Source organism: Riemerella columbipharyngis (genome assembly GCF_900101995.1).
Lineage (GTDB): Bacteria > Bacteroidota > Bacteroidia > Flavobacteriales > Weeksellaceae > Riemerella > Riemerella columbipharyngis.
In genome coordinates this window covers 129,763-140,636 of record NZ_FNAS01000004.1, presented here as the reverse complement: position 1 = coordinate 140,636, position 10,874 = coordinate 129,763, and the positions used below count along the sequence as shown (strand labels likewise).

The 10,874-nt window shown below is 36.4% G+C and carries 11 protein-coding genes; 2 read left to right on the top strand and 9 right to left on the bottom strand.

Translation table 11 applies throughout. The annotated features are described in order from the left end of the window. Positions 1-267 precede the first annotated feature (267 nt). Genes BLS89_RS03810 through BLS89_RS03795 form a run of 4 tightly spaced genes read right to left on the bottom strand, consistent with a single transcriptional unit; the run spans position 268 to position 4,345 of the window. Entirely contained in the window at positions 268-1,320 is a 1,053-nt protein-coding gene (locus tag BLS89_RS03810) for an endonuclease (RefSeq protein ID WP_092736178.1), read from the bottom strand. A 13-nt stretch (positions 1,321-1,333) separates the two neighbouring features. After that, positions 1,334-2,554: an ABC transporter permease gene (locus tag BLS89_RS03805; RefSeq protein WP_245688830.1), complete on the bottom strand. Its 1,221-nt coding sequence runs from the start codon at positions 2,552-2,554 to the stop codon at positions 1,334-1,336. Between the two features lie 2 nt (positions 2,555-2,556). After that, complete coding sequence (gene rbfA, locus BLS89_RS03800) at positions 2,557-2,916, bottom strand: 30S ribosome-binding factor RbfA (protein ID WP_092736183.1); 360 nt, start codon at positions 2,914-2,916, stop codon at positions 2,557-2,559. A 7-nt stretch (positions 2,917-2,923) separates the two neighbouring features. Further along, entirely contained in the window at positions 2,924-4,345 is a 1,422-nt protein-coding gene (locus tag BLS89_RS03795; protein WP_092736182.1) for a CCA tRNA nucleotidyltransferase, read from the bottom strand. A 251-nt stretch (positions 4,346-4,596) separates the two neighbouring features. Between BLS89_RS03795 and BLS89_RS03790 the strand changes: the two genes are divergently transcribed. Continuing rightward, positions 4,597-5,397, top strand: a complete 801-nt coding sequence (locus BLS89_RS03790; protein ID WP_092736177.1) for a T9SS type A sorting domain-containing protein — start codon at positions 4,597-4,599, stop codon at positions 5,395-5,397. Positions 5,398-5,472: 75 nt separating this feature from the next. Here the strand turns inward: BLS89_RS03790 and BLS89_RS03785 are convergent, their stop codons facing one another. The 4 genes from BLS89_RS03785 to BLS89_RS03770 form a co-directional block, all read right to left on the bottom strand. After that, positions 5,473-7,689, bottom strand: a complete 2,217-nt coding sequence (locus BLS89_RS03785; RefSeq protein ID WP_092736176.1) for an NADP-dependent isocitrate dehydrogenase — start codon at positions 7,687-7,689, stop codon at positions 5,473-5,475. 12 nt (positions 7,690-7,701) lie between these two features. Continuing rightward, the gene (locus tag BLS89_RS11180; RefSeq protein WP_262501462.1) at positions 7,702-7,827 is read right to left on the bottom strand and encodes a hypothetical protein; all 126 of its coding nucleotides are present in this window, start codon (positions 7,825-7,827) and stop codon (positions 7,702-7,704) included. Positions 7,828-8,049: 222 nt separating this feature from the next. Next, a complete protein-coding gene (locus BLS89_RS03775; protein ID WP_092736175.1) occupies positions 8,050-8,952 on the bottom strand; it encodes an endonuclease/exonuclease/phosphatase family protein in 903 nt (300 codons plus the stop codon). Positions 8,953-8,976: 24 nt separating this feature from the next. Further along, positions 8,977-9,339 carry a DUF1304 domain-containing protein gene (locus tag BLS89_RS03770; protein ID WP_092736174.1) on the bottom strand — a complete coding sequence of 121 codons (363 nt, stop codon included), beginning with the start codon at positions 9,337-9,339 and terminating at the stop codon, positions 8,977-8,979. A gap of 138 nt (positions 9,340-9,477) precedes the next feature. Between BLS89_RS03770 and BLS89_RS03765 the strand changes: the two genes are divergently transcribed. Next, entirely contained in the window at positions 9,478-10,041 is a 564-nt protein-coding gene (locus BLS89_RS03765; RefSeq protein WP_092736173.1) for an RsmD family RNA methyltransferase, read from the top strand. Here the strand turns inward: BLS89_RS03765 and murI are convergent. Next, positions 10,028-10,858, bottom strand: coding sequence for a glutamate racemase (murI, locus tag BLS89_RS03760; RefSeq protein ID WP_092736181.1), 831 nt, complete (start codon positions 10,856-10,858; stop codon positions 10,028-10,030). The two genes, BLS89_RS03765 and murI, sit on opposite strands and share 14 nt — an antisense overlap. Between the last annotated feature and the right edge of the window lie 16 nt (positions 10,859-10,874).

Here is a 10,874-nt window from a genome sequence, read left to right as displayed (position 1 = left end):
AGCGGATAAGTTCTGTATTTCTGCCTTTGCTTTGTGGTAAGTTACTCATTACTGCAAAAATACAAAACCCCAACCTATTGTACAAGTTGGGGTTTGTTTATAAAAAGTATGCTACCATGTTTGATATTTCAAATCCGAATTTACGAAGACCTTTTTTACATCTACATCTTTACCTTTTACGATATTAAAATAAGTGTACGAATAGGCAAAACTTGGTAAATATAATTTCCAATATCACGAAAGTAACAATCTGAAATTATTACACTTCTACTGTATAAGAATTTTAGTGCTTTTACTCCCTACTCTTAAAATATAAAGCCCTTTTGGGAAAGATTTTACATTTATGATGCCATTTGCTGCCACGGATAATACTTTCTGTCCGGAAGTAGTGAATACCTCTGCTCTATCCCCTTTTTCCCAATGGGTAAGGTATATAATACCGTTTTTTACAGGATTAGGATGTACTAATAATTTTTGACGATAAGAAATCTCTTTTGTTGATAATAAATTTGATTTGCCCCATATCTTCTCCACAAATTCCGGATGGTCTATAAACGGATTTCTATTATGCTGATATTTATAAGCTGCATTATTTCTATCAATTTCTTTTTTACTTACCCGATCTTCTTGATTCCATTTCAATAGAACATTCAGCTCCCAATCTTGCAACCCTTTTGCTTTATTAGTGCTTAGTATATTTCCGGACTTGAACTCTCTCAACTTATCTTCATAGCGTGTAACGAAATACAAAATCATTCTTGCCACATCGCCCTTAAATTCATCAATAGGCTCGAATACGACACCTGAATACCCCGGAGTAGAATTATTCCCTAGTTTAGAACCATTTCTGGAAATCCAAGTAGGATTTTTCACTATTCCATAAGGAAAATCAGAACGCATAGCATTTACTTTCCCATCAGTAGGAACGATGAAATGGACATCATTACGCATTGGAGATTTCTTATTAAAAAATGACTGTGGTACTATATGCTCTCTGTTGTAGCAATCTCCTTCTTTTTTATAATTCCCACACGCATCATAAAATGAAAACTCATAAGGGTCTGTACCTTTAGGATTTTCAGAATAAATATCCAATACCGTTCCGTCTTTCTCATAATAATTATCTACATCTGTAGTCTTATACGCTTTCAGTAAGGCACTATATCCTTTGTCTTGTGCTCCATTATTTATAATTTGAGACAGTTTTGTTTTCAGTTGTGCTCCCGATAATCCATCGGTGCCATCATAATAACCGCTCGGGATCTGCGCCCCAATCAAAACACCTAATAGCAAGACTGCAAAAAGTCCAAGTTTTTTCATAATTCTAAGTATATTAATTTTCTATTCTCGATATATAATTCTTATTAATTTTTGAGAAAACATAAGATATCACTACTCCAAAAAACGATGAAAGCGCTAAAACAATCAAATAATTTTTAAGTAAAATTTCTACCGGAAAAGGCATTCCCATTCCAGCTTTGATAAAGCCCGTATATTGCTGAATATAGCAAACGATTGTCCCTAAAAAAAGGCCTCCCAATATACCACTAAATACTATTAAATAACCTGTATAAAGGTAAATACGCCTAAGCTCTTGAAGAGAAACGCCTAATGCTACCAATGTTCTCGCTTGGTCTTTTTTATCCAACTGCAAAATAATGATAGCTCCAGCAAGATTAAACGAAGTAATGAATATTACCAAAACAAAAATAATGTATATCATTAGCTTCTCCGTATTTATCATCTTCCAAAAAGCAGCGTTTTGTTCTTCCTTGGTTTTGAGCTTATAATCATTGCCCAATATTTTTTCCAATTCGGCTTTTACAGCCAAAGCTTCTGTACCGGGCTTAAGTTTTAGAACTAATTCGTAAGCACTCCCTTTGGGTAAATCAAGCAATTCTTCCGAAAGCTCTATAGGTGCAAATATATGATTACTAAGATGTTCGCTATTCCCTAAAAATACCCCCGTTACATAAATTTCTTTTTTATTAAAAATATCTGATTCTTTACTAATAATCCCCTCTCCTGCTTTTGGCATATAGAGTAAAGCATAATCTTCGTCCGTATCTACCGGAATATTTAATCTATGATCTATTCCGTTCTCTATAATGGCTTCATTTACATATCTGAACGATGGGTAACGACCGTAAAATATAGTATTGTTAATAGGATTAACATCCGTATAAAGAGAATCTACGCCTCTAAGGTAAGCTATCTCTCCATTGTTATGATAATCAATATAAACCTTCTCTTCTATAACTCTGGAAAATGCATTTATATTTTTGTTTTTTTTCAATGTAGATAAAACAAAATTCATCTTAGGAATCTGTTTTCCATAATGGCTTGTTATAGTAATATCTGCGTGAAGATTGGCGATAAGTTCTCTATTGATTTTCTCTAATCCCGAAAATACTGAAATAATAATAAACATTGCAGCCACAGCCACAGCCGTAGCTACCACAGACAAACCTGTAATAAAAGAAACCGCCTGGCTACCTTTCTTAGAAATAAGATAACGCAGAGCGATATGAAAAGCCATTTTATTAAAAAACATATCTACAAAATAGGATTATCACCTTCGCCTTTCAGTTCTTTATCTATACGCTCTACATCATCCAATGTCGTATCTAAATAAAAATTCAGCTGTGGAATTACCCTTATCTGACTTCTCATTTTCTGCCCCATATAATTACGGTACTGAGACTTGTTTGCCTCTATTTCTTTCATAATTCCGTCTCTATATTTCTGAGGAAATATACTTAGATATATTTTAGCAATTCCTAAATCAGCACTAACCTTAACCTCAGAAACAGTAATCAAAAATTGCTTGCTACTATCTGCGGCTTGTTTGCGAAATAATTCCGAAAAATCCTCTTGTATAATTTGAGCTATTTTTCTCTGCCTGTTGCTTTCCATAAACATTTTATTTTATATCTAAACCTAATTTTTCTGCTTCTTTTATCACGAATTGTTTTGCGGCATTGGGTTCGTTGGGAATTAGACCTTCCAATATCGCATCTTTTACTTTTTCCTTCAAAATTCCTATTTCTCTTCCAGGTTTTAATCCGAAGAGTTTCATTATGTCTTCCCCAGAAACAGGAGGTTGAAAATGTCTAATGTGATCTTTTTCTTCTACCTCCTTTATCTTTTTTGCTACAGCCTCAAAGTTCTCTTTGTACCTATTTTTTTTCTTTTTATTTTTAGTCGTAATATCTGCTTTGCAGAGAGTGAAAAGATCATCCAAATCATCACCCGCATCAAAGAGAAGGCGTCTAAGTGCTGCATCCGAAGTGTCGTCTGTAATCAAAGCAATAGGTCTGGAGGATAAACGAACTATTTTCTGAACATATTTCAAATCATTACCCAGAGGAAGTTTCAGCCTTTCAAAAAGTGTTTTAACCATCTTTGCTCCTAAAAACTCATGCCCGTGGAAAGTCCAGCCTATACCGTCTACAAATTTTTTAGTCGGGGCTTTACCTATATCGTGCAAAAGAGCCGCCCATCTCAGCCAAAGGTTATCTGTATTCTCCGAAATATTATCCACTACTTCCAATGTGTGATAAAAATTATCCTTATGTCTCTGCCCCTCAAGCTCTTCCACGCCTTTTAGAGCTGTAAGTTCCGGTATTATTTTTTCTAAAAGCCCTGTATCATCCAAAAGTTTTAAGCCTAACGATGGTTTCTCAGATGCCATTATTTTGTTGAACTCGGTCATTATACGCTCTATGGTAATGATTTCTATTCTATCGGCTTCCGAGATAATTGCGGAAAGAGAATCTTCATCAATATCAAAACCTAAAGTAGAAGCAAATCGGATAGCGCGCAGCATTCTAAGAGGATCGTCAGAATATGTTTTCCGAGGTTCAAGAGGTGTTTTTATGATCTTGTCAATAAGATCTTGCCTACCGTCAAATGGGTCTATCAATTCTCCGAAATTATCTTTGTTAAGGGAAATCGCCATAGCATTGATAGTAAAATCCCTCCTTCTTTGGTCGTCTTCTATAGTACCGGCTTCCACAGCAGGGTTTCGGCTATTTTTAGTGTAGCTTTCTTTCCTTGCCCCTACAAATTCCAGCTCCAGCCCCTTCCATTTTATCATTGCCGTGCCATAGGTTTTAAATATTGACACTTTAAGTTTAGGTGAAAGTTCTTCTGCCAAAGCCTTAGCCAGATTTATGCCACTTTGTTCCGTTACAAAATCTATATCAGAGCCTTCTCCCCTTTTCATCAGTAGATCTCGTACATATCCTCCTACAATATAAACAGACTGATTTTCTTTCTCTGCTACTGAAGAAATTATTTTGAATAATTTTAAGTTCTTATTTTGATTTAGATTGATTTTCATCAAAAATATTTTTAACACGCAATTAGTTTCGTGTCCTGCAAAGATAAGAGATTCTATAAAATAATTTAATACTGTATTGAGAAAATTTCTACAACTAATTCTTTAATAGCAATTCATTTCATAAGCAACTATCAGGATTGTACATCTCGATACAACAACAGAGGCTAGCATCATTAAAATTTAACATTGAAGTTATTTTTATTTATTTTAATTTTAATATATTTGTATATTAATTCTAAATAAAATTAACAATGAAAAAAACTTTATTATTTGCCTTATGTTTTGCGGGGGCAATAGCTACACAAGTAAAAGCTCAGACAGCAAGCCTTGATGAAAATTTCGATAAATTTGATGTTAATGAAGGTCTACCACAGAAGGAATGGAGCACAGATTCGAGTGGTAATGTAAATACTTCTCCTATAATTAGGTTAAGACAAAGTACAAATAATCCGAATAATAACTACATTTTCTTTTATTCAGCTTTTTTTCCAAATAAGCCTGTATATCTCTTTACTCCAAAAGTAGCAGCTTCTGACGGTACTTACAAGATAAAATTCTTGGCAAATAGTAGAAATAATCAATCTACAACCATTACCGTATGTCTTCTAAAAGGAGAGTTTGATTTAGAAGATGTGACTGAAGTTAAAAGTTTTTCCATAACTCAGGGGGCAGGGCAACCACCATATGAAGTTATCATTCCAAAAACTGATAGACAATATATTGCATTTAAGTTCGAATCTACACAAGAACATGACACTTGTGGCTTCGATAATGTAGTTTACAGCAGCCCAAATATGGCTACTGCAGAAGTTCTTGCTATCAATGAGCTTGTTTCTATAGCCACTACAGCCGACCAGAGTTCATTATTCTTTGCTACTAAAGAAAGTGCTGTAAGCGAAGTGAAAATACTTTCTGTAAATGGTCAAGTGGTATTAACTGCAAAACCTACTGATAACAGAGTAAATATTTCCTCTTTGAACAAAGGTGTTTATATCGTTAGTACAACTTTAGCTAATGGTAAAACAGCCAATACTAAGTTCATAAAAAAATAAGTTTTTATACATTTATTAAAAAAACAAGTCGGTAAAATTACCGACTTGTTTTTTTAATGTATCTCTACCTTATTCTTAAATCTTATCTATAATAGAATTAAGTGTTTTAGATGGTCTCATCGCAGTGTAAGTTTCATCTCGGTTAGGCTGGTAGTAGCCTCCTATATCTTGAGCTTTACCTTGAGCCCCTATAAGCTCCTCGTTTATTTTCGCTTCGTTCTCTTTCATTGCTTTTGCTACGGGTGCAAATTTCTCTGCAATTGCACTATCTTTAGTTTGGTTAGCCAAAGCTTCCGCCCAGTACATTGCAAGATAGAAGTGAGAACCACGGTTATCTATGTCTCCTAATTTTCTTGCCGGAGATTTATCATTAGTCAAAAATTTAGCATTCGCTTCATCTAATGCATCTGCTAATACCTGTGCCGCAGCATTTCCTTGGCTCTGAGACAAGTACTCCAATGATGCCTGCAACGCAAGAAACTCCCCAAGCGAGTCCCAGCGAAGATAGCCCTCGCCTAAAAACTGCTCCACATGCTTAGGTGCAGAACCACCGGCTCCTGTTTCAAACAGCCCTCCGCCATTCATCAGCGGTACAATGGATAACATTTTAGCTGAAGTCCCCAACTCTAAAATAGGGAATAAGTCTGTAAGGTAATCCCTTAGTACATTGCCCGATACCGAAATCGTGTCTTTACCTTCTCTTGCTCTTTTCAAGGTTTCGAGCATCGCATCTCTTACATCCATTATACGGATATCTAATCCGGAAGTATCGTGGTCTTTAAGGTATTTTTCTACTTTTTTAATAATTTCTCTATCGTGGGCTCTGCCTTTATCTAGCCAAAAAATTGCAGGTGTATCAGACAATCTGGAACGATTAACAGCTAATTTCACCCAATCTTGAATCGGTGCATCTTTGGTTTGGCACATTCTGAAAATATCCTCTTTTTCTACCTTTTGCTCCAGTAGCACCTCCCCTTTCTCGTTAAGCACCTTGATTACTCCATCTGCAGTAGCTTGGAAAGTCTTATTGTGAGAGCCGTATTCTTCAGCTTTCTGAGCCATTAGTCCAACATTTGGCACACTTCCCATAGTAGATGGATTTAATTTTCCGTGCTGTTTCATATCGTCTATCACGGCTTGATAAAACCCTGCATAAGAGCGGTCCGGTATTATCGCTAAGGTATCCTCCTCTTTACCTTCTTTATTCCACATTTTTCCGCCGCCACGTACCAATGCTGCCATAGACGCATCTACAATAATATCGCTCGGAACATGGAAATTCGTAATGCCTTTATCAGAATTTACCATCGCTACACGAGGTCCTTCCGCTAATGCTTTTTCTATATCGGCTTTGATTTCAGATTCCAGAGGCTGCCCTTTGATTTTGTCATAAAGGTCTTGCAATCCATTTTTAGGGCTAATGTCTAACTGCTTGAACAAATCCGAATACTTGGCAAACACATCTTTAAAGAAAGTTTCTACAATAGCCCCAAACATAATAGGGTCCGAAACCTTCATCATCGTTGCTTTCAGATGGGCAGAAAGTAATACGCCTCTCCTTTTAGCCTCATCTATCGCCTCTTGTACAAATTGTTTCAAGGCTTTCAAGTTCATTACCGATGAGTCTATTACCTCTCCTGCTTTCAGCGGTGCAAAGTCTTTCAATACTTTTTCCGAACCGTCATTTCCAAAGAAAACGATTCGGAACCGGCAGTCATCAGCCACAGTGGTAGATGTTTCTGTTCCGTAGAAATCCTTGTCTTTCATATAGGCCACATCTGTCTTACTGTCCTTAGCCCAATCTCCCATACGGTGAGGATTGGTTTTGGCATAATTTTTCACAGCCTTAGGTGCTCTCCTGTCCGAGTTTCCTTCTCTCAGCACTGGATTAACAGCACTTCCCAATACTTTGGCATATCTTTTCTTAATATTTTCTTCGTCTTCATTTTTAGGTTCCAACGGATAGCTCGGTACAGCATAGCCGTGTTTCTGAAGCTCTGCTATAGCAGCATCCAACTGAGGAACAGATGCAGAAATATTTGGCAGTTTAATAATATTAGCCTCTGGTTTTTTGGCAAGTTCGCCAAGCTCTCCGAGGTAATCCGGAACTCTTTGTTCTTCTTTCAAAGCCTCCGGAAAGTTAGCCAAAATCCGTCCTGCAAGGGAGATATCCGGTACTGTTATTTCTATATCTGCAGATTTGGCAAACGCCTTAATAATAGGCAAAAGTGAATGAGTCGCCAACATAGGGGCTTCATCCGTAAGGGTGTAGTAAATTTTAGATTTAAACATATTTTTTATATTTTATATTTTTATTCGTTTTCCAGTGTATTTGTCTTCTTTGGTTATATCTACTGCCTCAACTGCATTTTCCGTACCTACAAAAAGTAAATAATTTTGATTGACAGGCATCACCGCGAGATTATTCACATATTCATTTTTTATGTAACTTGCTATCCCTCTAGATTCTTAATTTAGTTTTCATTATTTCCACTTCAAAGAGGAAGAAAGATTCGTATACCTTGATGAATTCGGACATAAATACTATTTTACAATTAACGCCTCAAAGATAACGATTTTCCAAACAAAATAAAACTAATTTAAGTTTGATTTATTAACAAAAAAAATCAATTAACCTTAATCTAAAAACAATTAAAGTCTTTCGTCAAAAAACAGAAGTGCCGGGAAGTGGTCGCTATACCCGCCCAAATATCTTGTCCCTGCATAAGTTCTACTGGGGAGATTGGGAGCGTCTTTCCTTGTTATTTCTCCGGGACGGAATACTTCAGCTCTGTGGTAATGCAATGGAAAATCGGGTTTGTAAAAATGTTGGGAACACATAATTTGGTCGAATAATAGCCCCTCCTTCTGATGATAAGTGGAAAAACATCTTTCATAATAGAGTCTCAGAAAAGGGTTCTCTAACACTTGAACTAAGCCTTCATAAAATCTAAATTCTTGGATATTAACCTCATTTGGATTTTCATTAAAATCTCCATTTATAATCACCGCCTCTCCTCTATCCATTATCAGGGAAACTATATGCTCTTTAATCTCGGAAAGAATGGAATTCCGTTTCTCTAAATTGACATCTTTCTCTCGCTTAGAGGGTAAATGTACCAAAAAGTAATGAATTTTAGTCCCAAAAATTTCAAGCTTCGCATACAAGACATCTCTGGTAGTATCGATATAAACATCGGCTCCTTCATTCATTTCAAATTCAAATCTGATAGGCCCCGAAGCCAATACCTTCACTCGGTTTTTGTCATACGCCAAGGCGACATCTATCCCTCTTTCGTCCGGCGACTCGTAATGAATATAGCCGTAATTCCCCTCAAAAATAGGGCAATCCAAAAGCTCTTTCACTACTTTTTTGTTGCCTACTTCTGCCAAACCTATCAACATAGGGAGCGCTCCATACCACTGTTTCATAAGCCCGAATACATAAGCTATATTTTCCCGCTTACGGAGATACTTTTTTTCATCCCAAAAGGGTAAAAAGGGGGTATCGGGCGGGAAAAAATTCTCGGTATTGTAAAACGAAATATAGTTCAAATCAATGGATTTTTGGAAATACGATTATAGAAAGGGTACCAATGCTAATGCCAACAATGCGGGTAATGTCTGCGTGAAAAATATTTTCTTATCCGTAGTTGCCGCACCATACACCCCTGCCACGATTACACACGACAAAAAGAAAGAAGCCAAATTGTGTGCCCAAAGCTCATCCGAAACCAAAAGCGACCATATCAATCCGGCAGCCAAGAAACCGTTGTACAACCCCTGATTACCCGCCATCACTTTCGTAGATGAAAACAAATCTCTTGGCAGTGTTTTGAATATTTTTTTGCCCAAAGTATCCCAAGCAAACATCTCGAAGTACATAATAAACAAATGCTCAAACGCTACTATCCCTATAAGTATTTTCACTAATAAAGCCATATTCCTATTTTCCTAATTTTAATTAAGATAACTCCCTTTTTCTATTCCTCACAAAACTACAAAATTATTTTTAATCTACGAGGAAATCTTTCGTATAAGAGCGATATTATCTATCTTTGTCGATAAATAAAAAATCAAATGTACCGAATCATCTCCGGAAAATGGAAAGCCAAAAGAATCGTTGCACCAAAAAACTTCGAGGTAAGACCTACCACTAATTTTGCTAAGGAAGCCCTATTCAGTATGATAGAGCACCGGTTTGACTTACAATCCGTCAAAGTGCTTGATTTATTTGCCGGTATTGGTTCTATCGCTCTGGAATTTGCATCCCGATATTGTCCAGATGTCGTAGCGGTAGAAATACACCCCAAACACACCGATTTCATCAATACTACAGCACAAGATTTAGAATTGGGACTTCAGGTAGATGTACAAAAAAGCGATGTTTTCGAATGGCTAAAAAAGAAAAGATACAGAGGGAAAAGTTTTGATATTATTTTCGCTGATCCGCCGTTCCAATTACCTGAGAATAAGTACAAAGAACTCATCGAACTTATTTTGGATAATAGTTTGCTTACAGAAAACGGCATCCTAATATTGGAACATCATAGTAAAATGAATATAAACTATCCAAATATTTCTCAAACAAGAAAATACGGCAATGTAAGTTTTTCATTTATAGAAAATTCTATAAAACCTTAAGTTCCAAATTAATACTTTTACCAAAGAACTTTTTAGATATTTTTTCAAAATTCTTAGTAAGGTCGGACAAGTAAAAATGTGTGGTAATATGCTCTAAATCTTTATTTAGAAGATGATGCTTGTCCAGCTCCGAACGCACATAGCCCGCTACGATACTCGGAGAATCTATCACGCGGACACGATTACCATAATACTGCTTCACCTCGTCCATCAGAAGAGGATAATGCGTACAGCCTAAAATCAAAGTTTCTATACTCTTCAGTTTATTATTGCTTAGATAGTGGTACAGTATAGAGTGTGTGATAGGATGGTTTCTAAAGCCCTCCTCTATCGCCGGTACAAGAAGCGGCGTCGCCAATTCATCTACCTTTATAAATTTATTAAACTTTCTAATACTCTTTTTGTAAAGCCCTGAGTTTACGGTAGCCTTTGTGGCAATGACGCCTACATTCGTATGGATTTCATAAGCGGCTTTTTCGGCGACAGGATTGATTACATCAAAGACCAAAGCCTGATTGTCCACCACTTCTTTCACCTCTTTCAGGGCATTTGCCGTAGCCGTATTACAAGCAATAACGACCGCCTTGCAGTGGTTTTCCAACAAAAACAAAGTTATTTTTTTAGAAAATTCTATAATAGCTTCTTTGGATTTGTCGCCATAAGGCAAGTGCTTGGTATCCCCAAAATAAATAATACTTTCGTTGGGCATCTGCCTTTTAATCTCTTTCGCTACGGTAAGCCCGCCTACTCCGGAATCAAATATACCAATGGGTTGGGATGCGGAAAGATGCGAGTAATCTACTTTTTTCTTTTTCAAAACTATCAAGCATTTA

Excerpts from the sequence above, each read along its gene's own strand:
- BLS89_RS03805 (WP_245688830.1), bottom strand. The coding sequence starts at position 2,554 with ATGTTTTTTAATAAAATGGCTTTTCATATCGCTCTGCGTTATCTTATT.
- BLS89_RS03765 (WP_092736173.1), top strand. The coding sequence starts at position 9,478 with ATGTACCGAATCATCTCCGGAAAATGGAAAGCCAAAAGAATCGTTGCA.
- rbfA (WP_092736183.1), bottom strand. The coding sequence starts at position 2,916 with ATGGAAAGCAACAGGCAGAGAAAAATAGCTCAAATTATACAAGAGGAT.
- BLS89_RS03810 (WP_092736178.1), bottom strand. The coding sequence starts at position 1,320 with ATGAAAAAACTTGGACTTTTTGCAGTCTTGCTATTAGGTGTTTTGATT.
- BLS89_RS03785 (WP_092736176.1), bottom strand. The coding sequence starts at position 7,689 with ATGTTTAAATCTAAAATTTACTACACCCTTACGGATGAAGCCCCTATG.
- BLS89_RS03795 (WP_092736182.1), bottom strand. The coding sequence starts at position 4,345 with ATGAAAATCAATCTAAATCAAAATAAGAACTTAAAATTATTCAAAATA.
- BLS89_RS03770 (WP_092736174.1), bottom strand. The coding sequence starts at position 9,339 with ATGGCTTTATTAGTGAAAATACTTATAGGGATAGTAGCGTTTGAGCAT.
- BLS89_RS03790 (WP_092736177.1), top strand. The coding sequence starts at position 4,597 with ATGAAAAAAACTTTATTATTTGCCTTATGTTTTGCGGGGGCAATAGCT.